The organism is Chroococcidiopsis cubana SAG 39.79 (assembly GCF_003991895.1).
In the GTDB taxonomy this organism is placed as follows: Bacteria; Cyanobacteriota; Cyanobacteriia; order Cyanobacteriales; family Chroococcidiopsidaceae; genus Chroococcidiopsis; species Chroococcidiopsis thermalis.
This window is the reverse complement of record NZ_RSCK01000036.1, coordinates 35,218-61,875: the sequence shown is the minus strand read 5'-3', so window position 1 is coordinate 61,875 and position 26,658 is coordinate 35,218. Positions and strand designations below refer to the sequence as shown.

The window sequence follows — 26,658 nt, the reverse complement described above, 5'->3', positions numbered from 1 at the left end:
GAATCCTTAATAGAGCATCCTACAGTTGATTTTTCTCCTTTTTGCCTCGTTTAAGATTTACTTTATGAATAGCCTCTTAGTAAACCAACTACACCAACAAGTTTAATCCCAAAATCGCCTGCTAAAAGAGCATAGTGAAGTTCGTAAACCTTCATTAAAAATTGCTGCCAGATGTCTTGTCCAGATAAACTATCTCCCAAAACTGCCCCCGTATAAGGGTGAACATAGGCTGTTGCCCATTCATCAGTTTTGCTTTTGATAAAAATGTTTATTGGTTCGCCAGGAGTGGCGGGAAGAAAAACCCGTTGCAGAATAATATCTGGTTGTTGAGCGTAATGAGTTTGGACGCGCTCTAGAATTGTGGCAATGGGTAATTGTTGTCCTTGAGGAGTAATTTTTCCGATTTGTTGGTGTAGAATGAAGTCACTAATCTCATGTTGAAAAACCAACAAACCACCTGTTAAGCCAACAATAATTAGCACCAATCCCAAGGCTAAACCAAGATATCGGTGCAGTGTAAAGCTATATTGCGTAGTTTTTTAGAGTTCATGGTAAATGCTTTTATTGAGATATTCGTGTTAATAACTCCTTTTTTTCCCTCCCCTTGACACCCAGAGAGCTGCTCTCTAGCTCCCTCCCCTTTGCAAGGGGAGGGTTGGGGAGGGGATACTTCCGCAATTGGCGAATCGCCTGTGAAACAACCTCCAATACCTGATTCAAATTCTCATAAACCTCTCGATTAGTAAATCGCAAAACTTTAGCGCCCGTTGCTTCAAGAAAAACTTGCCTTTCGCGGTCATAATTCGGTACTCCGTCTTGGTAATGACTATCTCCATCAATTTCTATAGCTAGTTTAAATTCGGTTGAATAAAAATCAATTACAAATGCATCAATGCTGTATTGTCTACGAAATTTACAGTTGTCAATCTGCTGACACCTAAGTTTTGACCAAATCATCTTTTCAGCTAGCGGCATATTTTTGCGAAGCGATCGCCTTTTCTCTTGTTCGGACGTTTTGTTGTAGAGTTTCGTCATAGCTATTTCTCAGAACTATTTCACTTAGTTTTCCCTTTACCCTCCCCTGCCCTCCCCTTGCAAAGGGGAGGGAGTAGGATAAGGATTTAAAACTCCCACGAAACTGTTCCTTGTACAGTGAAAGGCGCACCAGGGGGAACATTTCTTCTGTTCTGCACCCCCACAAAGTATTCGACATCAAGCAAGTTTTTGAAATTCAATGCGGCTTTGAAGTTATCTTTTTCGTAGTAAATAGCAGCATCAACGCGAGTGTAACTAGGCACTTCAAACGAGTTATCTAAATCTCCCTGGCGACTGTCAACATAAAAGATACCTGCACCAAATCCCAATCCTTCCAAAGAGCCTTTCTGGATTCTGTAAGTTGTCCACAGGCTAGCAGTATTGAAAGGAACGTTATCGAGGCGATTACCTACTGCATAGGTGTTATCTTCTGTAATTTCAGCATCAGTGTAGGCATAGGAAGCAATAACATTCCAACCAGGGACAATTTCCCCAGCGACATCAAACTCAATTCCGCGACTGCGTTGTTCTCCTACCTGAATCGAAAAATCGGGATCGCTGGGATCTTCCGTGAGGACGTTACTTTTAGTAATTTCATAGGCTGCTAGAGTGGAGGAAAGGCGATTATCCAAAAAGTCGGCTTTTACACCCACTTCGTACTGAGTGCCGCGCTCTGGTTTAGCAGCACCGCCACCAGTAATTCTGCCACTCTGCGGCACGAAAGCGCGACTATAGTTAGCATAGAGGGAAACAGTTTCACTCGGTTGGTAAACAATCCCTGCTCGTGGCGAAAATTCGCTGGCTTCGGAGCTGGTGTTGGAAGAGGAATCGCTGTAGCGATCCTCAGAGTCGTAGCTATCAAACCTACCTCCTAGCACGAGTTTGAGGTTGTCTAGCAACGTAATCTGGTCTTGCAGATAAACTCCAATCGTGTTCGCCCTAGTATTGCCATCGCTACCAGGTTGGTCTTGAAAGTCGATTGGGGGAAAGTCGTAGCTTGGGTTAAAAATATCAACAATAGCAGCATCTTGAGCGTCCTGATTATCGAAATAGATTCCAGTCTGTCTTACAAGTTCTAGACCAAGCAAAACCGTGTGCGCGACTGTACCAGTATTAAACTTGCCAATTAAGTCAGTTTGTAGCGTGTAAGTTTCGTAAAACTCGCGACCGAAAGAACCGAAAAGAGGCAAAAGTTGTTCTCCGAATTCTAATCCACCGCTAGATTCTAGGGATCTGTAGATTTTTTTAGTTCTAGTGAACCGCAAGGCGTTGCGTAGTGACAAGCTTTGATTGAATCGATGATCCAGATAGAGATAGGCTCGGTGTTCCTCAACCTCGAAGCGACGGCGGGGATCGCCCAAAAAACGGGTGAGGGGAATATCGGCTGGCTCGTCACCAACGGCGATTAACCCTCGGTCAATTGGTCGCTTGTCGTGAAAATATTCACCTTCTAGCGTTAGGGTGGTGTTAGATCCGATTTGCCAAGTGAGTACAGGGGCAATGAAAAACCGCTCTGTTTCCACGCGATCGCGAAAGCTCTCGGCATTTTCATAGGCGACGTTCAGCCGATAAGCTAAAGTTTTATCTGAGTTGAGCGGACCGGAAAAATCTAGGGTGGGGCGATAAAAGTCATAGCTTCCTGCCGTAAACTCGACTTTGTAGAAGGGATCGGGCAGTGGTCTTTTTGTCACCAGGTTGATGAGTCCGCCAGGTTGTGCTTGTCCAAACAGCACTGAAGCTGGTCCTTTCAACACTTCAATCCGTTCGATATTTGCTGTTTCAGGGATAGAGCGAGTAGCAAATCCTTCCTCTAAACCATTTTTGAACTGATTGACAGTGAAACCTCTTGCATTGAACTCTACACCTTGAGCGCCGAAGTCTTCCGAATAGTTAACACCACTAACGTTACGCACCGCTTCTTCGATGCGAACAACTCCTTGGTCTTCTATCACCTGTTGGGGAATTACCCGAATGTTCGCTGGGATGTCTCGCAGTGGCGTATCTGTCTTGGTTGCAGTTGAGGCATCTGGAACGCTATATCCTTCTTGTTCGCCTGTCACCACGATTTCTTGTTCCTCATCTCCCTCAGCCGTTGCTGGTGGCTGTTGGGTTGCACCTTCTGGGGTAACATCATCTGCATCTGGTGCTGTTGCCTCTGGCTCTGTTGCGCTTTCAGGCTTTACAGCTGGGGGTACTTCTGGTGGTGTCGGTTGTTGTGCTGTCGAGACTCCTAGGGGAGTGAGACTAAAGTTTAATCTACCATTACTTCTTCCCACTTCCACCTTGGGTAAATCTCTGGTTCCCGTCACCGTGACTCGAATACTATTCGTCCCCTGCTGAGTCACTGCAATAGAAGCAATTCCCGATGTAGGGTTTTCCTGACGAAAAGTTTTACCTTGTGCTAACTGTGCGTTGGGAATATTGACGACAAAGGTTTTACCGAAGCTAGTAGGAAAGACTTGCAATGACTTCCCATCTGGTGTTTCTAAAATAATTGCCAGTCTTTTATCTGTTTGTTGCAGTTGCACCGCAGTCACTTGAGTAATGCTACTTTGTTGTGCTATCAAAATACCCCCCTGTAGGGATGCTAGAGGATTAGCATCTCTAGATTCGACGACGTTAACCGCTTCTGCCAAAGCTGGCGGTGCAACAAGTAATACCAGAGTTGTTGTCAAAACTCTTAAATTAAGTAGTTGAAAACCCAATAAACAGGAACACAGTGCCTTCATCTCACTCACACCAATAAAAAATGATTCTCAGTAATGCCGTAGCATTAGCCTACGGAATCTCAAATCCCATGTCCATATCAGTAGAGCGGCAATTTTATATCCCAAAAGCGGCACTTGGCTTTTTTCCCATCTGGCATTCTTTGGGGGTAATACCAAACTTGCGTTTGAATGAGGCGATGAAGTGTCCTAACTGAGAATAACCAACTGTCTGCGCTACATCTGCTACCCGCATTTTATTGACAGAAAGTAGCAATCGTGCCTGTTCCATGCGATAGTCATGCAAGTAGCCAAATACAGTAGTACCAAAGATATCTCGGAAACCGCGTCTGAGCTTGCGATCGCTCAACCCTACCATTCTTGCCAAGTCTAGTAGAGATGGGGGATCGTCTAGCTGTTTGATTAAAATATCTCGTGCTTGATAAACGCGATCGATTTCAACGGGTTTGAGACTACTGAGAGGATGGATCGCGCGTTCGTTTTCTGCTAACTGGTTGAATTGCAGTGCTAAAAGTTCTAAAACCTTGCTTTCGAGATAAATTCGCTTGATTGCACCCGAATATGGAGCATCGTCAATTTGTCGTAATACTCTCAGCATGGCGGGAGTTATACCCCCACCTGATTGATGAAATCGCGGTGGATTAGGTCGATCGAGGAGCGATCGCAATGTTATTGGTAATGAATCCAGCTCTTTGCTATAAGTTCGCAACCAATCAAGCGGAAATTGTATGCGGATCTGTTTCACGCGATCGCCTGCCGACCACTGTTCGATTTCATCTATGTTTGGTAAATAAAGTAGATAATGTTGTCCGCCACTTTCAACATAATCGTCGGGAATTTCTTTGATCCCAGGGGTAAGAACGTGATGACTGCCCGAAAGATAAAACTTCGATACCAAGGGCATTAACTCCTCATGCTGTCCTGACACGCTCTCATCGCGGTAAATGTTGCCTTCCCAAATTTCTAATTCCAGTTCAGAACGGAATTCCACAAACCGAGTGTAATGTTCGCCAAAACTATGTTGTCGCCTGGAAATGACATCGAATCCATTGCGATCGCAGTAAGTTTCCTCTTTTACCAGAGTTTCATGACACCATTCGTCAAATTCTACTTCAGTAAGTGACTCCATTATCCCCATGCCCGAATATCTCAATGCCCCAATGTCGCTGTGTTGCTCAAAATGCCCCAGACACTTTTACAACTCGTTTTGCAACTATTAATAAAAATTCTTAATAGGACATTGTAGTACTAAGCAGTTCGCTGACAACTTAAGCAAATCAGAAGAAGGGGCTAAAGAAAGACAAGGGAGACAAGGGGGACTGAGGGAGTGTGAGAAGTCTGGGGAGCAACTACCAACTACCAACTACCAACTCCTACCTTCTTGCCCTAGAAACTTGCACTAAAACCTATCTCAATCAGAGAATAAGAAAAGCAACAAGCACGAGGAGACTTCAGTGAGTCAGGGATTCGATTACGATTTAGTAATTATTGGCGCTGGGGTAGGCGGACATGGAGCTGCCTTACACGCCGTCAGTTGTGGCTTAAAGACAGCCATCATTGAAGCAGCTGATATGGGCGGAACCTGTGTCAATCGCGGTTGCATTCCCTCTAAAGCACTGTTGGCAGCATCGGGACGAGTGCGGGAATTGCGCGACGCACACCATTTAAAAGCACTGGGTATTCAGGTAGAAAATGTTGGGTTCGACCGTCAGGCGATCGCCAATCATGCGTTAAATTTAGTTAGCAAGTTGCAAGGCGACTTGACAAATAGTCTCAAGCGTGTGGGAGTTGACACGATTCGCGGTAGGGGAAAAGTTGCGGGACAGCAGAAAGTCACGGTGACTAGCGATAGCGGCGACAAAACAATTACTGCTAAAGATATTATCCTTGCCCCTGGTTCCATACCCTTCGTTCCCCCAGGAATTGAAATTGATGGCAAGACTGTATTTACCAGCGACCAAGCCGTTAAGTTGGAATCCTTACCTCAATGGGTAGCAATTATTGGTAGCGGCTACATCGGCTTAGAATTTTCCGATGTTTACTCGGCTTTAGGCTGCGAAATTACCATGATTGAAGCCCTAGACCAATTAATGCCAGGGTTCGATCGCGATATTGCTAAAATTGCCGAACGAGTTTTAATTACTCCCCGCGACATTGAAACTTATGTAGGCATTTACGCCAAGAAAGTCATCCCAGGTTCCCCAGTTGTCATCGAACTGGCAAATTTTAAAACGAAAGAATATGTCGATACGCTGGAAGTAGACGGCTGCTTAGTTGCCACCGGACGCATTCCCGCCACAAAGGATTTAGGTCTAGAATCTGTAGGCGCAGAACTCGATCGCCGTGGTTATATTCCCGTTAATGACAGTATGGCTGTATTATCTGGCGGCGAACCCGTACCTCATTTGTGGGCAATTGGCGACGCGACAGGGAAAATGATGTTAGCTCATGCAGCATCCGCTCAAGGAATTGTCGCAGTCGAAAATATTTGCGATCGCCAGCGTCAAATTGATTATCGCAGCATTCCCGCCGCCGCCTTCACCCACCCCGAAATTAGCTATGTTGGGATGACAGAAACCGCAGCAAAGGAATTAGGAGAAGCGGAAGGATTTACCATCAAAACCGCCAAAACATACTTTAAAGGCAACTCCAAGGCGCTAGCAGACGGCGATGCAGATGGAATTGCCAAAGTCGTCTACCGTCAAGATACGGGGGAAGTCTTGGGAGTCCACATCATCGGTTCCCACGCCTCCGACTTAATCCACGAAGCCTCAGCCGCGATCGCCAATCGTCAATCCGTCCACTCCCTCGCCTTCCTCGTTCACGCCCATCCTACCCTGTCCGAAGTCTTGGATGAAGCGTACAAACGGGCAGTTCATGCTTAATTGCGTAGTGCGTGAAATACTTCCGACTTCCGCGCAAACGCGACTCTTGTAAGAGCGGGTTTAGCAGATAGATTCATAGCCAAAACTAGAAATTTTTGGTCAAAACCCGCCCCTACGACTCCCTACTCCCTACTCCCTACTCCCTAGTGATGCAAATCCGTCGTCGTCCGCCAAATCCGTCTATTGAGATTAGTTATTTGAGCTATCAGGTATCAGTTCCAGGTGCAAAGCCGCAGCATATTTTAGAAGAAATTGTGTGGCACAAAGAGATTGAAGTCGATCGCTTGCGGGAAAAACTACCGTTAGTAGAGTTACAAAAGCAAGCCTTAACTGCACCCCCAACTCGCGATTTTATAGCTGCTTTACGTCAAGGTAAGACTTCTCCAGCAGTAATTGCTGAGGTGAAAAAAGCTTCTCCTAGTAAAGGCGTATTGCGAGAAGATTTCGATCCAGTCGCGATCGCGCTCTCTTATCAGCAAGGTAATGCTAGCTGTATTTCGGTACTGACAGATAGTAAATTCTTTCAAGGCAGTTTCGATTATTTAGAACAGATTCGCGCTGCGGTAGATGTACCTTTGTTGTGTAAGGATTTTATTATCTATCCTTACCAGATGTATCTAGCACGGTTACGGGGTGCTGATGCGGTGTTGTTGATTGCTGCAATTTTGAGCGATCGCGATTTACAATATTTCATCAAAATTGCTAAAGCTTTGAAGTTAGCCGCTTTAATCGAAGTCCATACTCTAGAAGAACTCGATCGCGTTTTGGCTTTGGATGGCGTAACTTTGATAGGTATCAATAATCGCAATCTGGAAAACTTTTCTGTCGATTTGCAAACAACTAGCCAACTATTAACCGCACGTCAGCCACAATTAAAACAACGAGATATTTTAGTTGTCAGCGAGTCGGGAATTCACGCGCCAGCCGATGTAGCTGTAGTCACTCAAGCAGGTGCAGCAGCAGTGCTAGTTGGCGAGTCTTTAGTCAAGCAACCAGAACCAGGAACCGCGATCGCTTCCCTGTTAGGATGAGTGGTGGTAAGAGGCAAGAGGCGAGAGGCAAGAGGCAAAAGGTAATTTTAACTTTTGACTTTTGACTTTTAACTTTTAACTAGTGAATCGTGAGTCAAAGATGGGAAAGATAAAGGTAGTAAAAGAGGATTCCTTTTCAATACTTCTCGGTTAGGATGCATAGCCCTTGAAGATCCCCCAACCCCCTTAAAAAGGGGGCAAGAGTTCCCCCTTTAAAAAGGGGGGTTGGGGGGATCGACTCTTAACCAAGAAGTATTGGATTCCTTTTATCTTTCTCCTCTTTCCAAGTTACGAATTACGAATTACGAATTACGAATTAGCTTATGATTCCCCTTCCTTCTCCAATTCACTACGAAGCCGTATTGCAGTTATTAGAACAGCAAACATTACCTATTGTTAGGCAAGATCCTCTTTTAGCAGAGCAAGTGCAACAATTGATTATTTCTTTACGTAAAGCTGCGGCTCAACAAAAGCAACTAGAAGCCAGTTGTCAGCAAGCTCATGTAGATTATGAGTTTCGTTGGTCTATAAATCAAAGCGAATCTGAGCTAGCTACTACAGAACATTCTACAGTTTCATAATTTGACTTTGTAAAGTCAGCTCAAGACCTCTAAAGCGCTTGCCAAACTTTGACAAAATAACCGCCATATCCGCCGCGAGGTTTAATATAAGCGATCGTTTGATTGTTAGCGCTGATAACTAGAGAATGTACTTCATCTTTTGGAAGGACGTGCAGCTTCTTTCCGCTAGATAAATCCCAGATAATAATACCATTTTTACCAGAAGTAACCATTACTGAGCTATCTGAGCTTATAGCTCTTACTGAATGCCAGCGCCATTCAAATGTATTAATTTCCTTTCCTGTATTAGCGTTCCAATGCGTAATTGTATCGTTGGAATTAATAGTAATAAGAGTTTGCTTATCAGGAGTAAGAGTTAGAGCTTTAAATGGTTTTGTCAGCGCTTTAAAACTACGTAGTTCTTTGCCTGTTTTTAAATCTCGTAGCGTTATCGTAAGACGAGAAATTTGCTGTCTAGAACGTAAATTATACAATGCGATCGTGTTATTTAACTGACTGATAATAATTTCTCCATCTGAGCTAGTAGCAATAAATTTTTCTGCTTCTGAAGGAGATGTAATAATAGAGATTGTTTGTCCCGTTTCTACATCAAACATCTTGGCAATTTCGGGTGAGAAACAAACAAGAGTTTGTCCATCAGGACTAACGGTGATTGAACCAGCGCTATCTTGGAATACGTGTATCTCTTTTTTTGTGATTATGTCTCCTACTACAATTTCATAATCCGTATTCCAAAAAATGTTTCTTTTATTTGGACTGATAGCGATCGGACAAACATATGACAAGCCATCTCCAGTATCGAAGTAGCAAATTGATCTTCCTGTTTTTAAGTCATATACGCTAACACCTGAATCATCAAAAGTCCAGTCATCAAATTCGCTATAAGCCAAAATTGTGCCATCAGGACTGAGAGCCATTGTTTCGATATACCATGTGGTATCCCAAGTATGAGAAAGAGTAAATTTTTTGAAGCGCTGTAAATTACCTATCATTCAAATTTTTGTATGAATATTTAGAAATACCAATTCTATTTATTTTTGCATAGATTCAATCTCTGCTAGCCCCCCTTAATAAGGGGGGTTGGGGGGATCTTCTCCGTCTTAGTCATGATGAATTGACATATTAGGTAAATTCAACCTACTTACTATCAATCTCCCCGCGTACCAAAATCACCGTACTATCTACCCGATTAGCAATTTGAGCAGGAATATTACCTTTAATCGCATTTTGCAACATTCCTTCTCGGCTTGCACCCAACACCACAACATCAAAATCTTCAGACTTAACTAAATTAATTAAGCCATCTGCAACAGAACTCGATACGACTGGTACAGCGGTGACTTTGCCTGATAATTGTCGATATTTAACTAAGTAACGAATTGCTTGTTGCAAAACGCTCAAATCGGGTTTTGCTTCTTTGGATTCAAACACCTGACACAGATGAATCTCTGGTTCTTCTCCCAAAGAAACTAGCGGTGGTAAAAGTTTAATCGCTACTTTCGCATTGGGACCACCCGCCATCGGGACTAGCCAACGATCGTAATTTGGAATTCGGAATTCCGACTCCCGTACGGGCGGGTTTGGAAACCCGCCCCTACCGACTCCTGACTCTTCACCAAATTTCACCAATACAACATCGCAGGGTGCTTGACGGATCAGGGTGTCTACAACATTGCCAAAAATTCGCCCAGGAGTGATGGTGTTACCTTTCCATCCCATCAACAAAATATCGATGTGTTGTTCTTTAATTGTCTCTAATATTGCTTGAGCAGTGTCGTGAGCTACCCGAATTTGAGTATGAACGGGGATTTTTTGCTTTTTCGCTATCACCTCGGCTTGACGGAGTAACTTGCGGCTTTTTCCCGTCTGCACGGAAGTTTCAGCGGGGGAACTGCGGCGAGAGACGAGAATAACTTGAATGCACTCTAATTCGTAATCGCGATCGCGGGCAATTGCCGCAGCCATTTGTAACAATAATTCTGCCGTTTGGGGGTTAGCGATCGGCACTAAAATTCTGCCACGTCCAGTACTGGGCGATTGCGTTTGATAGACTATATAAGATGGTTCAGGACGGGGACCTGTCTGTTCTGTCTCGCCGTTGAGTTTGTCGGCTTCAACGCGGATAATATCGGCACGGGTAATAATGCCCACCATTCGCCGATTTTCCACTACGGGTAAGCGGCTGAGTTGGTAGCGATCGAGCAAATACAAGACATGGGCGAGAGTTGCGTGAGGACTGACAGTGACGGGTTGGGGAGTCATCACCTCGCTAATTGGAGTATCTCCAGGTAAGGGGCGATCGCGAATTTTGGCTAAATCGGTTTGGGTGATAATTCCGACTAACTTACTATTATCGACGACGGGAAAGCCGCGATGGTGGGAGCGAGAAAACGCCTGTACTGCCTCATCTAGCGTCATCTGCGCTCCTAAAGTTTCTACCCGGCGCTGCATCACGTCTTCTGCTGTTAACTCAGCCAGAAAGCCCTTGGGTGTGGCTGCTGATTCTAAGTTAATCCCGTTGAGTTGCAAAATCTTATCGTAGAGCGATCCAGGTGCTAATCGTTCGGCAATGAGGTACGCCGTTACTGAGCCGATCATTAACGGTAAGACTAAGTTAAAATCGGTCGTCATCTCAAATACGATCGCGATCGCCGTAATCGGGACTTTAGAGACGACGCTAAAAAATGCCCCCATCCCCGCTAAAGCATATGTGGCGGGAGAACCGATACCTAATAATTGAGTTTCTGTCAACCCGACTAAATAACCCAAAGCCGAACCGATAATCAGACTAGGGGCAAATAATCCTCCTGGCGCACCCGAACCAAAAGCAACTAAAGTGAGGATAAACTGCGCGACAAAGGCGATCGCGGCTAATTCTAAACTGGCATCTCCAGTAATCAGAAATTCCCTCAAACCACTATTATCGCGAAAGGTAGGAGGTAAAAGGGCGATCGCAATACCGGAAATTAACCCAGCTAAGGCAATCCGTAGGGATAAGCTAACGTGCAACTGGCGATAAAATTTTAAACTCGCAATGATGCCACGATGAAACAGAGAACCTAGTAACCCTGCCAAGATCCCCAGTAACAAGAAAAATGGCAGTTCAATTAACGAGAATGAAGTTGAGTGGGCAGTCAATACCAAACTCAAATCCAGGCTGCGACCACCTAAAATCCGCGACACGACCGCACCGATAAACGAGGCGAGGATCGCCGTTCCTAAAGTCAAACTAGACAAATCGCGGAGTAATTCTTCAACCACAAACAAAACCCCCGTGATGGGGGCATTAAAAGCAGCAGCTAATCCCGCACCTGCACCTGCGGCAATCATCTGGCGGCGATGGTCGGGAGATGTGGGAACCCAACGGCTAAATTGGGCGGCTAAGGCTGCACCTATATGCACGGTTGGTCCTTGTCTGCCTATGGTCAACCCCGAACCAATTGCTAATGTTGAAGCGAGTAACTTGACCCCAGCAGTCCGCCATGATATGTCTGTCGCAGCGTTGGCAAGTACTGCCTTAACGTGAGGAATACCGCTACCGCTTGCTTCTGGGGCTAACCGTTCCACCAGCAAACCAGACAAATACCCAAAAGTCAGACCAAAAGATGGCAGCAAAATCCAGGCTGGAAACAGGTTAGATTGATGGACTCGCATTGCTCCAAACCAGCCAGAACCGGCTTTTAGCAATACCGCAGATAAAGCGGCGACTAAACCAATTAAACAAGCTTCGGCGATCGCGCTGGTGCGGCGGGGACGCATCCAGTGGCGCAAGTATTGGCGGAGGGCAGGCATCAGGGGCTAGAGTCTAGAGGCAGAAGGCTAGGAAATATGTAACTGTAGGGCAAGTATTGCTCGCTATCTATTAGCCACACATCATTTGCTACAGGATGCCACAATTCGTCATAATTTGAGACAAAATCTTTAAAGGTTTTCTAAATAGTTGCGCGATCGGCAATCCATCAAGTAAGCCAAGACTGCCATCCCGACCAATTTTGAACTAAATTAGCAATCTCTTGATAACCAGCAGCACGGGGATGAGCGCCGTCATAATCTGCTACTTCTTGTAACCAAGTCTGCGATTTTTGCAGAGGTGCGAAAATATCTAAATAATGAATATTCGTTGCTAAACAAATTTGCTCGAATTGTTCCACAAACGAGCAGTTCTAGCATTTTGCTCTGCATCGATTATGGGAGGCGCTCCAACCATCAAAACCGGAAATTTTTGTCTAGCTACCTGTAAAATTTGGCGAGTATTTTCTGTAGATTCAACAAAATCTATACGAGTTTTATCAGTTTCTATAGTCGTATCATTTGTTCCAAAAGAAAACACAACTCTACCATCATCTGCTGGACTTAAGCGGCAAGAAACTTCCTGCAACCACCGCGCTTTAATATCAGCACTAGTTTCTCTTCTAACTCCTAAATTGTAATAAGTAACGTCATATCCTTGTTTTTGGGCAGCAACACAAATTCTTCCCGTCCAACCGAGACACTCAGGATCTCCTGTGCCATTAACAAAAGAGTCACCAATAAAACAGATACGCATAAGCGGTCATTTGTCATTTGTGAATATTAGCCGATCTGGTCACTGGTCACTGGTCACTGGTCACTGGTCACTGTCAACCCCTTCCCGTCACTGACAACCCTTCTAAAATCAGGGATGGAGTGTAACACGAACCGTTCCAATCGGCATCGCTACCGAGGGCAACTAGCTGTTTGACGGCGCTGTAGATGTTACCTGCAACCATCGTGTCTTTGACGCGACCGATAATTTGACCGTTTTTGACTCGATAGCCGAGATCGATATTGATCGAAAAATCACCCGAAATACTACCGCCACCACCTAACATTTGATCCACAATCAGTCCGTTATCTAATAAGTTAATCAAATCTGACAAAGATTTCGTTCCAGGTTCTATTAATAAATTAAATAACCCAGGTGTCGGATAGCTACCTAAGCCTGGGCGAAAACCGTTTCCGGTGGTAGTAGTGCCTAACTGTCTACCTGTGGTGCGATCGCAATAAAAATTTTGTAGAACTCCATTTTGAACGAATACGCGGTGTTGGGTAGGAGTCCCTTCATCGTCAAACGGACAGCTAAATGGTCCTGCTTCTGGGTCTTGATATATCGTCAAAGCTTTAGCCATCACGGACTGACCAAGGCGTTCTGCCCAAGGGGAAGCTGTTTCTAAAACTCGCTTACCATTCAAAGCCGCTTGTATCGTTCCCCATAACATATCAGCCGCCTTGGAGGTAAATAAAACTGGAATACGCCCTGTGGAGGGCGCAACATTTGCCTTTGCCCAAGCCAGCCGTTGTAAGATTTGTCGGACTACTTCCTCTGGTTGGAGGCGATCACGCTGAGTTTGTCCGTCAGATACGCTTAAAAAATCGTCACCTCGTACCCACTCTGCTGATAAGTAACAACTGAGTGTCGTATCGGTGTAGTGGCAATCTAGCCCCAGGGAATTGACCAAGCGGGTTGTCTCCATTTCACAATCCCACTCAGCACTCACCATGACTTCAGGAAAATCATCGCGGATTTGGGCGATCGCCTCTTTTCCCCAATCGATCAGCTGTTCGACTCCGATCGGTTGCCCTACATTGGGATAGATCGTCTGGGAGTGACTACCAAGTTCGATCGGTTCGGGTTCGTTGAGTTCGCTCAGAGCAAGGGCTGAACCGACTAGCGCCTCAGGTGATACAGAACCGTAAGCAACTGCTAGCCCTGGACGACCATCGCGCCACAAGCGCAAAGCTGTCCCCTCTGTCTGGGCGCTTTCTAGTTGCTTGAGGCGGTTAGCTTCAAAAAAGACAGGTCGAGATTGAGATCGCGCCTGATACACTTCCGCTGCCTCTGCCCCACATTTAGCAGCTAGCTCCAACAGTCGTTCTGCTAAGTTATCTTTTTGTAATTCGTAATTCATAATTCTAGGGAGTCGGGAGTCGGGAGTCGGGAGTCGGGAAAGAGAGTGGTACGTGGTGAGTGGTGCGCTCTGGAAGGGGTGTGGGGTGTAGGGTGTAGGGTGTGGAGTTGGTGGTATTCTCTCCCTTGTCTCCCTTGTCTCCCTTGTCTCCCTTGTCTCCCTTGTCTCCCTTGTCTCCCTTGTCCCCTCAATTACGGTATAGAGACTTCTTGTAACAGCCAAAAACCGGCGAACGACTCGGTTTGTGGGTTAGACTGCACGGCAATAAAATGTACGCCATTAGCTTGTTGCTTAGCGCTGACAAAAGCTTGAGCTTCTGCTACAGTTTGCGGATTCTTAAGATTAGCCAAGATCCAACTCTCGCTAGCACCAGTTTCTAGCAGCAATCGTGCTACTGGACTAGTTTCCACCCTGATAAAAGCTAATTCGAGTCCAGACATCCATCCCGCTAGCGGTAAGGCTCTTTCTGAGAAAATCAACAGCCCTGGAATTGTTGTTTCTGGTGATAAACCCACCATCTGTAAAGGAAATGCCTCTCCAAAAGCAATTTCCCACTCATCCATATCAGCCAAAGCCGTTGCTTCCAGATTCACAAACGCCCACTGCTGTCCGGTTAGCGCATCTGGTAAGCGCTGTGGTGGAGATGATTCCATCTTGACAGATGGATTTGGTGTAGGTTGATATCCCGGCTCTTGCGGATAAACTTCATCCATCCGTTCTTTTAGCAATTGTAGTAGCGCCAGAGTGCGGCGACTTGGTTGGGCTGGAATGCCCAAATCTTTACAAGCTTTGGTAATCATATTATTCATCTGGCGACGGAAAAAGCGAAACTTCGTAGGTGCAGTTCCAGCTTTTGCCATTGCCTCTTGTAATGCCGTCCGCAACCAAGCAGAATTCACTTGGGTGCTGGGACAATACTGGGCATACCGAAACAGGCGAGTGGGATCGGTGCGCGTATCCAAAGGACTCTCGCACACCACAACCTCCCAAACTTTCTTTTGGTTCTCATCCAAGATTGGACGGGAGTAGAAATCTATCTCCCAAATGCTACCCATGAACTATCATTACGATTTCTTTACTTCACCTAACATCAACATACACGTTTTCTGACACTTATTAGTCAGTAGTGAGTGGTGAGTCAGTTATCAGCGACCAGTTATTAGTAATTTCTCCTCTGCCCCTATACATCTAAAGCCCCTCTGCTCTCTTTCCCCTACTCCCTACTCCCTACTCCCTGCTCCCTGTTAACTGATACAGAATTGATTATTAAAAAAATATTAACTATAAGAGTGCTTTATATATTTAGGAATGAGTCGTCTTTATTTATAAGCATTACTTATTAGTTTGCAACAACTAAATTCCTTTACTAATCAGGCTTGGATCGGCGTTACAAGCGAGAATTTTTCTCGTAGTATCAGAGATGTGATCGAATAAACGCGGTAAAGCTGTTTAGCAGCAACCCGTACTGTTTGACGCATCCCAAAGCTAGATTTTGGGATATTCAACGAGTTCCTTGCCTTGGTGAGGAGCAGGTGCGGTCGTGCCAAATTTCAGGTCGCGAACGCGATCTCTTAGGGTATGGGAGCGACCAACGCATGGTTGCTGAAAAGTGATAGAAAGAGGCGTTTCGTCTCGACTTTCTGTCCGCCCACGCTCAGACTAAAGAGCTGCGATCTTCCTCCCGCGATCGCCAATTTGGAGGGCGACTCGTTGAGAGGACAGGGATACCTTATTTTATCCTGCCGTCTATAAAGAGGACAACTAAATGGCAACTTACAAAGTCACATTAATCAACGAGGCAGAAGGGCTAAATACCACGATTGATGTGGATGACGATACCTATATTCTGGACGCAGCTGAAGAAGCTGGGTTAGATTTACCATATTCCTGTCGTGCTGGTGCTTGCTCTACCTGTGCGGGCAAAATGGTCTCTGGAACTGTAGACCAGTCCGACCAATCTTTCTTGGATGACGATCAGATCGAAGGCGGCTACGTACTAACCTGCGTAGCATATCCTACTTCTGACTGTACGATTGAAACACACAAAGAAGAAGAACTTTACTAAGTTTGTAAGGGCAAGGCATTGCCTTGCCCTTACTCTATTCTCCACTTCCTAATTTGCGTCCCAGGATAGTAAAAGTTGAGGATGCGATCGCTCTTCCACCCCTGTTTAGCCAAACCACTTGCACCTGTTTGGCTAAGACCAACTCCATGTCCTAAGCCACCACCGACAAAAGCATAGCCTTGGAGGGCATTTTCTCCTTTGGTTTGGTCGTGTAAGGGTTCTAAATAAAATAGAGTGCTTCTCGGTGCAGAAAAAGCACTGCGAATTTCATCTTTTTCTAGAAAAATATTACCGCGATCGGTTTGGACGGCGAGTTTGATAATTCTACCTCCAGGCGATCGCTGCGCCACTTGTATTTGTTGAATGCTGCTGAAGTTAGCCAGCGGACTGCGATTCTTGGTTAAAAATTTCTGCAAGTCTTGGGTAAGTTGCTCGATACTGCTTTCTCTACGCCAGCGAAACAGCCGCGTTCCCGCTTCGTTGAATCCTCGCTGCATGTTGATAAAACGTTGAAAGTTGTTTTCATCGGCAAGGCTCTGACGCGATAAATTCCAAACGCTGTACGCGGAATCTACCAAAGATTTTAGATAAGGTTTATCTGAGCCATTCCAAACATCGCTAAAAACAGCCGTTACTCCACCTGTTGTAGAAGAATAGAGTGCGTCAACTAACTCGTTGTTATAAGTTAGCACCTTATTTCTAGTTGCTAAAATTGCTCTGTCTGCATTACGATCGGTATCTTTTAAGCCCACATAAACTTGACAATGAGTATCGGCGCTCAGTTCGTACCCGTCGATCGCAAAACGGCGCAAATTCCGTAAGGCATACGTTCGAGCAATAATGGTTTGCGCTTCGATCGCGGCGTAAGGTACATTTCTGCCAATTTCGTGGGGTACGACTCCCCGTAAATAGGTTTCAAGAGGCACGTCGTTGACTAAGGTATAAGTCCCGTAGGCATTCGGTTGCAGTTGCAATTTTCCGGCAAAGGGAATTCCATATTTGTCTTCTTTGCCTTGGCGAACTTGGATTAAATTTTTATTTGTACTCACTTCCAGGCGATCGCTACTATAACGATTACCGTTGACTTCCCAACTTACAATCGGCACTTGCTGCAAAATGCGGCTGTCTAAATGTGCAGTTTTCTTACCTTGAAGTTGAACGCTACTGAGCAACATGCGACGCAGAAACGGTGTGTTGTAAACTTGGCGTTTTGCCCACACTTGCCATTGTTCCGGCTGAGCAATTTCTGTCTCAATCCCTAAGGCACGCCATTGCTTTGCCGCGTCTTCCGCAGTCTCAAAGCTACGATGAGTGCTAAGAACTACCCGCTCTTGCAATACGGGTGTCACTAAAGTTTGCATCTGCACTACTAATTTGACATTGTTAGCGCTGAGCTGAGTTTCCTGCGGTCGCACTGTTTTATTTTGAGTTTGAGTTCGGCTGCTAAATTTGAGCTGGAGGCGATCGCCTGGTGTTGCTTGCAGCGTCAATTCATCTGTCAGTTCATCTCCAAAGCGCTGCACCACGCCAACTTTGAGTTGTGTCTCTTCACCCCGCGCTGCCAAAGTTGCAGTAGCCAATCCCATCCAGCAGGCGATCGTCAGTACGCCGTAGAAGAGAGCTGAGGGAGCTGAGGGAGAACTTGAATATATTCTTTTAACTTTCAACTTTTGACCTTTGACTTTTGACCTTTGACTTTTAACTTTTGACTTAAAAATATTTCTTTCCATTGGTATAAACGTGTAGGTGCGATGTCTGATAGGTCTAACCTAGTTTCTCCATCAAATTTATCTCTCTTTAGTTGAGTTGCAGCAGAAGTGCAAATATATGTTGCATAATAAAGTCATAACGAGTATGATTTAGGAAGAGGTGATGCAAAGCGATAGACATGACAAAAGTACAAGAGATTCCCTTGAATCAGATTCGGCGACCTTTGCCACGGGAGAACGACCAGCAGAAGGTTAAAGCACTGATGGAGTCAATTCAAGAGATCGGACAGCAAGAGCCAATTGACGTACTGGAAGTGGAAGGACAATACTACGGTTTCTCTGGCTGCCATCGCTACGAAGCTTGTCAGCGTTTGGGGAAAGAAACAATCCTTGCCAGAGTGCGCAAGGCTCCCCGTGCAGTTCTGAAGATGCACATGGCTTAATCAGTGACCAGTGACTAGTAACCAGTTATCAGTGAAGAGTAGTTAGTGAAATACTCCCGATCGCTAAATGCTGAACGAGAAATTAAAAATTGAATTGTGAAGTACCTTCCTAGAGCAATATCGCTCTAAGCTAAGAAAATCGAGTAAACCACTGAGTAGAGGCATATGAGTACCAATTATCAACAACATCAACGTCGCTTATACCCCACTCGCATCGATCTTCCGACCGACACTCGCTTGCAAGTGGTAGAGCTACTTAATCAAACCCTGGCTGCTACCACCGATTTGAAAACTCAGTTGAAGCAGGCACACTGGAACGTGAAGGGGACAGATTTCTTTCAACTGCACGAATTATTTGATGAGATTGCTACTGAGGTTGAAGGATATATTGACCTGTTCGCCGAAAGGATTACAGCTCTTGGTGGCTATGCAGTAGGAACAACTCGCGCTGCTGCCCAGTTTTCGATATTGCCAGAGTATCCTTACGAGATCAACAGTGGAGAAGATCACGTTGCAGCTTTAGCAGACCGCTTAGCAATCTATGGCAAGCACCTACGAGAAGCGATCGATAAAACTGGGGAAGTCAACGACGCAGACACCAACGATATGTACGTAGAAGTCTCCCGTACTATCGATATGCGGTTGTGGTTCCTAGAAGCACATTTGCAACCAACTGGACGGTTGACAGAACAAGATGGAGCTGCTATGAAACAACCAGTTGCCGTTAAATAATTTGTAGGGGCGGTTTTTTTTGGAGACCCCTGTACTAGAGTCAATAATTCTGCAATTAAATCCGCCCGTACGGGAGCCATGAGTGGCATAATCGCATATAGCCGATCGCCTACCCATTGCTCAAAATTGATTCAACATCAACTCTCGTCAAGTCAAGATTACACCCATGCGTTGCAGCAAATGATGCAGCGGGTGGGTGTTTCCAGTTATAAGACACTTTCCCAACAAGCAAGGGTATCTGAAAAACAAATTCGCAAGCTGCGGCGGGGAGAGATCGAGCAAATGCGGGTAGATGTTTTACTCAAGCTCAGTCAAGCGTTAGGGGTATCATTGTGGGAGCTAATTGCTACTTTCTCGGCGATCGCGCCTAATGTTAAAGTAGCACCCCATGAGAATTCACCACCAATTGCCGAATTAAAAAGAGAATACGATCGCTTGCAAGCAGAACTAGCCAAACAAAAACAGGAACTTAGAAAAGAATTTCAATTAGCCAGTTTACAGGCGATCGAATCTTGGTTGTTGCAATGGCCCACAGCCGCCCAAAAAGCTAAGGAAAACCCAGATTTAGCAGCAGTCAAACTGTTACCATTGGTAAAACCAATCGAGCAATTATTGCAACAATGGGATGTAGAAGCGATCGCGCCTGTTGGGGCTGAAGTAAAATACGATCCCCAACTACATCAACTACTATCAGGTAGCGCCCAGTCAGGTGAAACAGTCATCGTGCGTTACACGGGCTATCGCCAAGGTGAAAAGCTGCTCTATCGAGCCAAGGTCAACCCAATGTAAGGAGTGAGTGAGGGGCAAGGGGGGCAAGGGGGACAAGGGAGACAAGGGAGACAAGGGAGAGGGGGGAGACAAGGGAGACAAGGGAGAGGGGGGAGACAAGGGAGACAAGGGAGAAACTATAGCCACTAGCCACTAGTCACTAGCCACTTCTACACCCTTTCTTCACGCTCTTACTGACAACTGATAACTGATAACTGTTCCTAAGTAGCTCAAAGCCTTATCAGAAGGACGATTACATAATCTCCCCTATGGCTGATGCCCAGACTGGGGTTAATTTGTTGCACTAGAAGAGGAGTAAGAGAGCAGACAATAATACATTATGCGTAAGCTAAACATCGGTTTATCTGAAGAACAACGCACAGGCGTAATCGAATTGTTGAACAAAGATCTAGCGAATTCCTATCTGCTACTGATCAAAACTAAAAAATTCCATTGGGATGTTGTTGGTCCCCAGTTCCGTTCTCTGCATGAGTTATGGGAAGAACAATATCAAACCTTGACAGAAACCATTGATTCTGTGGCTGAACGAGTTCGTGCCTTAGGTGGTTTTCCTGTAGGTACAGCAAAAGGCTTTGTAGAGTATGCTTCTATCCAAGAGCAAGCTGATAATGTGCCCCTAGCAACTGAAATGGTAGCTCAGTTGGTAGACGATCATGAGCTAATCATTCGTAACCTGCGCGAACATATCGACAAATGTTCTGAAGAGTTTCATGACGAAGGTACGGCTGACTTCTTGACTGGTTTGATGGAAGGTCACGAAGAAATGGCTTGGATGCTACGTTCCTTCATTGAAGGTGAAGCACTGCAAGCAGATGGTAAGAAGTCGGAATTAGATAAAGTTCCTGCTATGCGTTAGTTGGATTTAGCTATAGTTTGTGAGTAAAAAAGGCAACAGAGTCTATCTGTTGCCTTTTGTGTTAGGGCGAATTGAATTCGTGGCAATACAAATAAGGTGGGCGTTGCCCGCCCTACAGTTTTTAGATTCGATGGGTGAATAAATCTTTACTCTTGGTCGATCGCTGGGTGCGAAAACTTACGTTAACTCCTTCGTTAGATTGCTCCATTAATAGTAAAGGCGTAGGTTTTGCTTTTTGATCCCAGTGGATATATACCAATCTTCCTTGAATGGTCGGTTGCCAGTTGTCGTGGTCTTCAGCAGGGCTGAGATAAGTTTCAATACAATCAATAATATCTTTAACTGTGGCAGAAGTTGTTTGAATTGGTAATTTTGCTAAGCGAATTTGCACGCGAAATAGAACGCATTTATTTTTTTGAATTGTGGCTCCAGTTTCATATTCCACTTCGACAATCTCATCGACTTGCTTTCCCCCACTACTACCAGCAATTCCTACAACTCCTGCATTGTTATTAGCAGGACGCAGGGCTTGAGAGATTTTCTCTTTGATCTTGGCTTTAATTTGACTGATGATGGCAAAATGGAACACCTCTTCCGCCATCCGCATTCGTAAATAATCGAGATTGAGTTCGCGAGAATTAATTAAATCTGGGTTTTCCTCAATTCTCCGAATAGTTTCTAGAGCTAGCTTTAATTGTTTTTGTGTCTCTTGAGTGCGGAATTGTTCTATTCTCACTTTTTTTTCTAGCTGCTGGAATTTCAGCTTGCCAAAAACAGCAAGACCAACTAGTAAGATGAAAAGTCCGCCAGAAGCAGATGCCCAAAGAACGGGAAACTCAGCAGGTGGAGGTGATATAGCTTGAGTTTTTATAGATTTTGGCTTAACTGATGCTTGAGCGAAAAGCAGTGGGAGTGACATTTTAGGCGATCGCAAGAACTTGATTCCTATTTCTTAAGATGCCCAAAATCAGTTGTTAGTTATCAGTGACTAGTGACTCGTGGCTGGTGGCTAGAAAGGAGTCAAGCCAATGGTTCCATCAGCCACTAGCCGCTCACGACTCACTTAGGATAAATAGCAACTTTGATAACTTGCCGTTGCTGCATATCGTGAAATACTTGTTCTAGATCTTGTAGCGGACGGCGATCGCTAATGAGTAACTCGAAGGGAATTTCTCGACTGGCGAGTAGGGCTAAGGCGGCGCGGACATATTTTGGCGTGTTGTGAAATACGCCTTTAAGTGTAAGTTCGCTGTAGTGCAGTTGTTCCGTATCTACGGTAATTGTGGTATCTCTGGGACAACCCCCGAAAAGATTGACTGTCGCCCCAGGTCTCGCGCAGGCGATCGCAGTTTCCCAAACGCTGGGGATTCCGGTAGCTTCTATAACGACATCTGCGCCCCATCCATCTGTTTGTGCTTTGACTACGGCGGGAACATCTGCTAGTTGACGGTAGTTGTAAGTTTGGGCTGCACCGAATTTTTCCCCGATTTGCAATCGGCGATCGCGTCCGCCAAACAACATTACCTGTACCGATTGCTGGGCTAAGACTGCAACAAACATTAACCCAATCGCCCCATCACCCAACACGACGACGCGATCGCCTGTTTTTACGTTCGACCTAGCAATTCCGTGCAGCACGCAAGCCAAAGGTTCTGTCAGCGCCGCTAATTCATCCGGTAAGGTAGGAGGAATTGCTAGAAGATTGTGTTGGACAATTGGGGCGGGAATTTTCAGGTATTGCGCAAATGTACCGTTATTCCAAGTTAAGTTGAGACACAGGGAATATTCTTGTCGTTGACAGAAAAAGCATTTCATGCATGGGGCGGAATTATTCGCAACAACGCGATCGCCCACTTGCCAATTCTTGACCTCTGCACCCACCTCGACAATTCGTCCAGCTGCCTCATGTCCGAACAAAGTTGGTGGTTTGAGCATTTTGGCATGTCCGCCCCGTCGCCATACCTTGAGGTCTGTCCCGCAGGTTGTTGCTGCTGTGACTTCTAATATGACCTCTCCCGTTCCTGGGTTAGGTTCGGCGACTTGTTCTAAACGCAAGTCTTCTCGACCGTATAGCACCGCAGCTAGCATTTTTTCTAGTGTTTAACTTCTGCGGTTGATTGTATCAAAGAGTCGGGAATCGGTAGGAGCGGGTTTGGCAACCCGCCCGTACGGGAGTCGGGAGTGGGTAATTAGTAATTGGTAGTTGGTAGTTGCCCCTCTACTCCCCTGCTTCCTTGTCCGCCTCGTCTTCTGACTCTAACTCATCACTTCTACCTTCTCAGAAATATTAGTTTCTACGGGAGTTCGTTCGATCCCCAAAATGGGGATTTCTTGCCGACAGTGAGTGCAAAACCAGTAAACTTTTCCATATCGGATGTGCCGTAGTAAAGTATTATCGCAACATGGACAAGCTTGAGTTTTCCTATTCATACTTGGTTATCTCCGGATCAAAAAGAAAAATATTTATGAAAGAGCAAGATTCTGAGAGAGAATGCGCCCATTTTGAGCAATGCGGTTAGTGAGTAATTCTTGATAAGCTGCTTCGTAACCATCTACCATTTGGGCGATCCCAAAGTGCTGCTCTACATATTCTCGGCAAGTCTGGCGGTTGAGTTCTAAAGCTTGAGGTATGGCAGCAACCATTTCTTCAATAGTGTTACAAATAAATCCAGACTTCCCAGGAGAAATGACCTCTGGTACGGAACCTCTATTCAAACCAATGACTGGCGTGCCTGTTGCCATCGACTCTACCATGACTAAGCCAAATGGTTCGTCCCAGGTAATCGGAAATAGAGTTACAGATGCATTGCCAAGTAATTCGATTTTTTGAGCGCGATTGACTTCTCCAATATATTCAATATGCTTACCATCAATTTGTGGCGCAATTTCTCGTTCAAAGAAGGAGCGATCGCTAGCATCAATTTTGCCTGCAATCTTCAGCGGTAAACCTGTCTGCTTAGCAACTGCGATCGCGTGGTGCGGTCCTTTTTCTGGTGACAGTCGCCCTAGAAAAGCAAGATAAGATGGTTCTTGGGGTTGGGCAAAGAAAGAATACTTTTCGACATCGATCCCGTTATATACAGTTCGCAAATAATTGAGATCTAATTGCCTTTGGGCATTACTAATACTGATATATGGTTGTTTGTGATATAGCTGAAAGAGTTTGCTATTTTCTGGCGTAAAGTTACCGTGTAGCGTGTGGATAGTTGGTGTTTTGACTCGGGAAGCAATTGCCAATACTGCCAAGCCTATGTGAGAGTGGATCAGATCGAATTCTGCCGCTCTTTCATAAACTTGACTGATTTCCAACATCTCATAGACTGCATAGTCTTTGATGTCTGGATCTAAACGGATAGCACGAGGACATACTGCTTCTAAGCAAGCCAAAGTTTGAGAGTCGCCAGAAGCAAATAATGTTACCTCATGACCGCGACGTACTAATTCGTCAGTCAACTGACTCACAACTAATTCTGTACCCCCGTAGGTAAGCGGTGGTACTCTCTCCCACAAAGGCGCAACTTGAGCAATTTTCATAGTTAATTGCGATCGCTGAGTAGTAAGATAGAAAAAAGTGGTATGAAATGATGAATTTTCCAGCCAGCGCAAGTATTAGTACTTAGCATGGTTAATTTTTACATACCATGAAAAACGGAATGCGAACAACCAAACTGGGCTTGTTTTTTTGGTAAAGTTCACTACAAGTCTAGGATTCTAATTTAAGTCTTACTAACGTGTAGAGCCATCTATCCACGGGATCATCTGTATGTCTACCTCACAGCAATTGTGGGTAGAGAGGAAATCGTAATTTCACACCTAATTCGCTCTAAAAATTCCCCGCAATAGTTAAAATAAGCTACCTCTATTTAGAGCAAGACAGTGAGAAAAAAGTGGCGATCGCATCCAATTTTTGTATCTTTGTGCGTTTGTTTGGGATTTGCTACCGAAGCATGGGCAGATCAATGCGCTTACGTTAGTAAAGAACAAGCTTTAGCAGCAGTTTCTAGATTGCAAGTCGGTCAAACTATATATCAGTTATGCGAACCTTGTGGCGATCGCATTCCCAACCAAATCGCGATCCAAGATTTAGCAGCTGCAACGACAGGCAGTCAGGATTACTGGGAGGTGAGAGTCAACGGCGCGAATGTTGACTTGGCATATATTTTTGTAGATAACGAAGCTGCCAATCAAAAAATCAACTTAGCTGTAGCGGTTGGCTGTCCGGCTAGAGATGTGAGTGTTGTCTTACCAGAAAAAAAACCCAGTCGTCGTCCCGCGCCGCAAAGGAGTGACTGGTAAAAACGCTTTGTAGAGACGTTACATGTAACGTCTCTACAAAGCTCACTTCTCTATTCCAACTTTTCAAATAAATCTGCTAAAACAACGTTGGAAAATAGAAATCCTTGCGGATCGGTTAACCGTAATCGCCAATCGCCTACGAGGTTCTCGCCGTAAAACATGTTGCCAATGACTTTGTTCCAGCCTTTTGCATAAAAAGGTTGGGCAATCGCCCCTGTCATTGCTATCCAGCCCTGATGCTGATATGGTTGCAAGCAAGTCCAAATTTGTTGTATCTTGTCATCTCCAAATTGAGATAATGCAGATAAACTGACTCCCTCTTTCAACCTTAAGCCCAACATCAAAATGTCTAGTAAAACTTCCTCCGGTGGAGTTTGAGGACAATCTAACACTCCTCCAGCAGCGATAAAATTTTCTACCCAGTCAGAGTATTCTTTAGTTTTGCGAGGACGGGTAAATCTTTGATTGTTGGTGTAGCTGGCTGCACCCATACCAAAACCGTAGTAGGGGCGGTTTTCCCAATAAGTTCGATTGTGACGACATTGATAGTTTGGCTGGGCGTAGTTGGAAATTTCGTAGTGATCGTATCCAGCCTTTGTCAGAGTTTGCTGAGCAAGACAATACATTTGCACTGTCAGTTCGTCTGAAGGCAATGGACTTGCCCCCGATTGATAGTAGCGTCCGAAAACTGTTCCCGGCTCAATGGTTAAGTCGTAAATTGAAATATGATTGGGTGCGATCGCAACTGCTTTTAAGAGCGATTCTTGCCACTGTTCTAGAGTTTGGCGCGGTAATCCAGAAATCAGATCGAGGCTGAAATTTTGCACTTTAGCCTGACGAAATAATTCTACAGCTTGCCAAATGTCATTCAGATCGTGCGATCGCCCGCAAGCTTGCAACAATTCTGACTGAAATGCTTGTACGCCCAGACTGAAGCGATTTACCCCAGCCGATAAGTATGCTTGGAGTTGGGCGAGGGTAAACGTACCTGGATCGATCTCCATCGAAATTTCTGCTTGAGCAGAGATCCCAAATTGACGTTCGAGCCTTGCTAAAATTTGAGCTAGCTGACTGCTAGATAATAATGAAGGCGTTCCACCGCCAAAAAAAATTGTTTCTAAAGGTTTGCCTAAAGCTGGTGTAGCAGCAATCTCTTGAGACAAAATCTGCACGTAATGAGAAATCGTACCAGATGTCTCACCCCGCAAACGATCCCCCACAACGGAAATTGGAAAATCGCAATAGTAGCAGCGCCGCCGACAGAATGGGATATGTATGTAGGCTGCACTGGGAATACCTGAATGCGCTAATTCTAAAGTTAAGTTTCGTGGAGTCAGATTTAATCTGGTAGTCACGGTAAAAAGTTGCGATCGCAAAACAACAGGAATGAATAAATTCTTTTGATTTTGATAGTGTCTTTTTGCTTTACTAGTTGACTTCGCTAGTAAGAATCATACCAAAAATGGGTAGCTCCATATACTAAATCTCTATAGTTTTTAGGGCAAAAGAACTCGAATCGCAGCTAGAATCTTGTCTTTAGAGATATCTAAGAATTCCTGTTTCTGTTACTCAGATTGACCCAA

Annotated in this window: 27 protein-coding genes; 11 read left to right on the top strand and 16 right to left on the bottom strand. The window is 45.0% G+C overall.

What is annotated here, in order from left to right:
* Positions 1-62: 62 nt before the first annotated feature.
* The 4 genes from DSM107010_RS20250 to DSM107010_RS20235 form a co-directional block, all read right to left on the bottom strand.
* Positions 63-482 (bottom strand): PepSY-associated TM helix domain-containing protein, encoded by a 420-nt coding sequence (locus DSM107010_RS20250; protein ID WP_158631823.1) that lies wholly within the window; start codon positions 480-482, stop codon positions 63-65.
* A gap of 79 nt (positions 483-561) precedes the next feature.
* Complete coding sequence (locus DSM107010_RS20245; RefSeq protein ID WP_127023732.1) at positions 562-1,035, bottom strand: endonuclease domain-containing protein; 474 nt, start codon at positions 1,033-1,035, stop codon at positions 562-564.
* An 86-nt stretch (positions 1,036-1,121) separates the two neighbouring features.
* The gene (locus tag DSM107010_RS20240; protein WP_241994282.1) at positions 1,122-3,710 is read right to left on the bottom strand and encodes a TonB-dependent siderophore receptor; all 2,589 of its coding nucleotides are present in this window, start codon (positions 3,708-3,710) and stop codon (positions 1,122-1,124) included.
* A 148-nt stretch (positions 3,711-3,858) separates the two neighbouring features.
* Positions 3,859-4,890 (bottom strand): helix-turn-helix transcriptional regulator, encoded by a 1,032-nt coding sequence (locus DSM107010_RS20235; RefSeq protein ID WP_158631822.1) that lies wholly within the window; start codon positions 4,888-4,890, stop codon positions 3,859-3,861.
* Positions 4,891-5,215: 325 nt separating this feature from the next.
* Between DSM107010_RS20235 and lpdA the strand changes: the two genes are divergently transcribed.
* The 3 genes from lpdA to DSM107010_RS20220 all read left to right on the top strand — a co-directional run bounded on the left by lpdA (position 5,216) and on the right by DSM107010_RS20220 (position 8,258).
* Positions 5,216-6,646 (top strand): dihydrolipoyl dehydrogenase, encoded by a 1,431-nt coding sequence (lpdA, locus tag DSM107010_RS20230; RefSeq protein WP_015154896.1) that lies wholly within the window; start codon positions 5,216-5,218, stop codon positions 6,644-6,646.
* Positions 6,647-6,795: 149 nt separating this feature from the next.
* Positions 6,796-7,677: an indole-3-glycerol phosphate synthase TrpC gene (gene trpC / locus DSM107010_RS20225; RefSeq protein ID WP_106169367.1), complete on the top strand. Its 882-nt coding sequence runs from the start codon at positions 6,796-6,798 to the stop codon at positions 7,675-7,677.
* 323 nt (positions 7,678-8,000) lie between these two features.
* On the top strand, positions 8,001-8,258 hold the full coding sequence (locus tag DSM107010_RS20220; protein ID WP_106169363.1) for a DUF5340 domain-containing protein: 258 nt from the start codon (positions 8,001-8,003) through the stop codon (positions 8,256-8,258).
* Between the two features lie 29 nt (positions 8,259-8,287).
* Here DSM107010_RS20220 and DSM107010_RS20215 read toward each other — a convergent pair whose 3' ends face one another.
* The 6 genes from DSM107010_RS20215 to DSM107010_RS20195 all read right to left on the bottom strand — a co-directional run bounded on the left by DSM107010_RS20215 (position 8,288) and on the right by DSM107010_RS20195 (position 15,240).
* A complete protein-coding gene (locus tag DSM107010_RS20215; RefSeq protein ID WP_106169364.1) occupies positions 8,288-9,250 on the bottom strand; it encodes a WD40 repeat domain-containing protein in 963 nt (320 codons plus the stop codon).
* 145 nt (positions 9,251-9,395) lie between these two features.
* Entirely contained in the window at positions 9,396-12,050 is a 2,655-nt protein-coding gene (locus DSM107010_RS20210) for a chloride channel protein (protein ID WP_106169365.1), read from the bottom strand.
* Between the two features lie 167 nt (positions 12,051-12,217).
* The gene (locus DSM107010_RS39815) at positions 12,218-12,409 is read right to left on the bottom strand and encodes an SGNH/GDSL hydrolase family protein (RefSeq protein WP_106169366.1); all 192 of its coding nucleotides are present in this window, start codon (positions 12,407-12,409) and stop codon (positions 12,218-12,220) included.
* Positions 12,382-12,804: a GDSL-type esterase/lipase family protein gene (locus DSM107010_RS20205; protein WP_199755644.1), complete on the bottom strand. Its 423-nt coding sequence runs from the start codon at positions 12,802-12,804 to the stop codon at positions 12,382-12,384. Before DSM107010_RS20205 ends, DSM107010_RS39815 begins: the two co-directional genes overlap by 28 nt.
* Positions 12,805-12,877: 73 nt before the next feature.
* On the bottom strand, positions 12,878-14,185 hold the full coding sequence (locus tag DSM107010_RS20200; protein ID WP_015154891.1) for a TldD/PmbA family protein: 1,308 nt from the start codon (positions 14,183-14,185) through the stop codon (positions 12,878-12,880).
* Positions 14,186-14,376: 191 nt separating this feature from the next.
* Positions 14,377-15,240, bottom strand: a complete 864-nt coding sequence (locus tag DSM107010_RS20195; protein ID WP_015154890.1) for a Tab2/Atab2 family RNA-binding protein — start codon at positions 15,238-15,240, stop codon at positions 14,377-14,379.
* A gap of 414 nt (positions 15,241-15,654) precedes the next feature.
* Here DSM107010_RS20195 and DSM107010_RS38585 point away from each other — a divergent pair, with 414 nt between their 5' ends.
* Positions 15,655-15,798 (top strand): hypothetical protein, encoded by a 144-nt coding sequence (locus DSM107010_RS38585; RefSeq protein WP_158631821.1) that lies wholly within the window; start codon positions 15,655-15,657, stop codon positions 15,796-15,798.
* 152 nt (positions 15,799-15,950) lie between these two features.
* Positions 15,951-16,250 carry a ferredoxin gene (locus DSM107010_RS20190; protein ID WP_015154889.1) on the top strand — a complete coding sequence of 100 codons (300 nt, stop codon included), beginning with the start codon at positions 15,951-15,953 and terminating at the stop codon, positions 16,248-16,250.
* 29 nt (positions 16,251-16,279) lie between these two features.
* Here DSM107010_RS20190 and DSM107010_RS20185 read toward each other — a convergent pair whose 3' ends face one another.
* A complete protein-coding gene (locus DSM107010_RS20185) occupies positions 16,280-17,980 on the bottom strand; it encodes a SpoIID/LytB domain-containing protein (protein ID WP_127023730.1) in 1,701 nt (566 codons plus the stop codon).
* Between the two features lie 158 nt (positions 17,981-18,138).
* Between DSM107010_RS20185 and DSM107010_RS20180 the strand changes: the two genes are divergently transcribed.
* The 5 genes from DSM107010_RS20180 to DSM107010_RS20165 all read left to right on the top strand — a co-directional run bounded on the left by DSM107010_RS20180 (position 18,139) and on the right by DSM107010_RS20165 (position 20,779).
* Positions 18,139-18,402 carry a ParB N-terminal domain-containing protein gene (locus tag DSM107010_RS20180; protein ID WP_015154887.1) on the top strand — a complete coding sequence of 88 codons (264 nt, stop codon included), beginning with the start codon at positions 18,139-18,141 and terminating at the stop codon, positions 18,400-18,402.
* Between the two features lie 165 nt (positions 18,403-18,567).
* Entirely contained in the window at positions 18,568-19,134 is a 567-nt protein-coding gene (gene dps / locus DSM107010_RS20175) for a DNA starvation/stationary phase protection protein Dps (protein WP_015154886.1), read from the top strand.
* A gap of 78 nt (positions 19,135-19,212) precedes the next feature.
* Entirely contained in the window at positions 19,213-19,923 is a 711-nt protein-coding gene (locus DSM107010_RS20170; RefSeq protein WP_199755643.1) for a helix-turn-helix domain-containing protein, read from the top strand.
* A gap of 7 nt (positions 19,924-19,930) precedes the next feature.
* A complete protein-coding gene (locus tag DSM107010_RS42330; RefSeq protein ID WP_277871335.1) occupies positions 19,931-20,059 on the top strand; it encodes a hypothetical protein in 129 nt (42 codons plus the stop codon).
* Positions 20,060-20,242: 183 nt separating this feature from the next.
* Positions 20,243-20,779: a Dps family protein gene (locus DSM107010_RS20165; protein WP_015154884.1), complete on the top strand. Its 537-nt coding sequence runs from the start codon at positions 20,243-20,245 to the stop codon at positions 20,777-20,779.
* A 121-nt stretch (positions 20,780-20,900) separates the two neighbouring features.
* On the opposite strand, the gene DSM107010_RS20160 is transcribed toward DSM107010_RS20165, so the two are convergent.
* The 4 genes from DSM107010_RS20160 to DSM107010_RS20150 form a co-directional block, all read right to left on the bottom strand.
* Positions 20,901-21,698, bottom strand: coding sequence for a hypothetical protein (locus DSM107010_RS20160; RefSeq protein WP_106167228.1), 798 nt, complete (start codon positions 21,696-21,698; stop codon positions 20,901-20,903).
* Positions 21,699-21,838: 140 nt separating this feature from the next.
* Positions 21,839-22,867 carry a zinc-dependent alcohol dehydrogenase gene (locus DSM107010_RS20155; protein ID WP_015154882.1) on the bottom strand — a complete coding sequence of 343 codons (1,029 nt, stop codon included), beginning with the start codon at positions 22,865-22,867 and terminating at the stop codon, positions 21,839-21,841.
* Positions 22,868-23,035: 168 nt separating this feature from the next.
* Positions 23,036-23,209 (bottom strand): hypothetical protein, encoded by a 174-nt coding sequence (locus tag DSM107010_RS39805; protein ID WP_015154881.1) that lies wholly within the window; start codon positions 23,207-23,209, stop codon positions 23,036-23,038.
* 33 nt (positions 23,210-23,242) lie between these two features.
* Entirely contained in the window at positions 23,243-24,313 is a 1,071-nt protein-coding gene (locus DSM107010_RS20150; RefSeq protein WP_106167227.1) for a glycosyltransferase family 4 protein, read from the bottom strand.
* Positions 24,314-24,655: 342 nt separating this feature from the next.
* On the opposite strand from DSM107010_RS20150, the gene DSM107010_RS20145 reads away from it, so the two are divergent.
* Positions 24,656-25,075 carry a hypothetical protein gene (locus tag DSM107010_RS20145; RefSeq protein WP_015154879.1) on the top strand — a complete coding sequence of 140 codons (420 nt, stop codon included), beginning with the start codon at positions 24,656-24,658 and terminating at the stop codon, positions 25,073-25,075.
* Positions 25,076-25,125: 50 nt separating this feature from the next.
* Here DSM107010_RS20145 and hemW read toward each other — a convergent pair whose 3' ends face one another.
* The gene (gene hemW / locus DSM107010_RS20140) at positions 25,126-26,430 is read right to left on the bottom strand and encodes a radical SAM family heme chaperone HemW (RefSeq protein WP_015154878.1); all 1,305 of its coding nucleotides are present in this window, start codon (positions 26,428-26,430) and stop codon (positions 25,126-25,128) included.
* Positions 26,431-26,658: the final 228 nt, after the last annotated feature.

Coding starts and splice junctions, on each gene's coding strand:
- DSM107010_RS20155 (WP_015154882.1), bottom strand. CDS start 22,867: ATGCTAGCTGCGGTGCTATACGGTCGAGAAGACTTGCGTTTAGAACAA.
- DSM107010_RS20215 (WP_106169364.1), bottom strand. CDS start 9,250: ATGATAGGTAATTTACAGCGCTTCAAAAAATTTACTCTTTCTCATACT.
- DSM107010_RS20205 (WP_199755644.1), bottom strand. CDS start 12,804: ATGCGTATCTGTTTTATTGGTGACTCTTTTGTTAATGGCACAGGAGAT.
- trpC (WP_106169367.1), top strand. CDS start 6,796: ATGCAAATCCGTCGTCGTCCGCCAAATCCGTCTATTGAGATTAGTTAT.
- DSM107010_RS20220 (WP_106169363.1), top strand. CDS start 8,001: ATGATTCCCCTTCCTTCTCCAATTCACTACGAAGCCGTATTGCAGTTA.
- DSM107010_RS39805 (WP_015154881.1), bottom strand. CDS start 23,209: ATGAATAGGAAAACTCAAGCTTGTCCATGTTGCGATAATACTTTACTA.
- DSM107010_RS20245 (WP_127023732.1), bottom strand. CDS start 1,035: ATGACGAAACTCTACAACAAAACGTCCGAACAAGAGAAAAGGCGATCG.
- DSM107010_RS20200 (WP_015154891.1), bottom strand. CDS start 14,185: ATGAATTACGAATTACAAAAAGATAACTTAGCAGAACGACTGTTGGAG.
- dps (WP_015154886.1), top strand. CDS start 18,568: ATGAGTACCAATTATCAACAACATCAACGTCGCTTATACCCCACTCGC.
- DSM107010_RS20160 (WP_106167228.1), bottom strand. CDS start 21,698: ATGTCACTCCCACTGCTTTTCGCTCAAGCATCAGTTAAGCCAAAATCT.
- DSM107010_RS20165 (WP_015154884.1), top strand. CDS start 20,243: ATGCGTAAGCTAAACATCGGTTTATCTGAAGAACAACGCACAGGCGTA.
- DSM107010_RS20185 (WP_127023730.1), bottom strand. CDS start 17,980: ATGGAAAGAAATATTTTTAAGTCAAAAGTTAAAAGTCAAAGGTCAAAA.
- DSM107010_RS20190 (WP_015154889.1), top strand. CDS start 15,951: ATGGCAACTTACAAAGTCACATTAATCAACGAGGCAGAAGGGCTAAAT.
- DSM107010_RS20195 (WP_015154890.1), bottom strand. CDS start 15,240: ATGGGTAGCATTTGGGAGATAGATTTCTACTCCCGTCCAATCTTGGAT.
- DSM107010_RS20235 (WP_158631822.1), bottom strand. CDS start 4,890: ATGGAGTCACTTACTGAAGTAGAATTTGACGAATGGTGTCATGAAACT.
- DSM107010_RS20170 (WP_199755643.1), top strand. CDS start 19,213: ATGAGTGGCATAATCGCATATAGCCGATCGCCTACCCATTGCTCAAAA.
- DSM107010_RS20150 (WP_106167227.1), bottom strand. CDS start 24,313: ATGAAAATTGCTCAAGTTGCGCCTTTGTGGGAGAGAGTACCACCGCTT.
- DSM107010_RS20210 (WP_106169365.1), bottom strand. CDS start 12,050: ATGCCTGCCCTCCGCCAATACTTGCGCCACTGGATGCGTCCCCGCCGC.
- DSM107010_RS20180 (WP_015154887.1), top strand. CDS start 18,139: ATGACAAAAGTACAAGAGATTCCCTTGAATCAGATTCGGCGACCTTTG.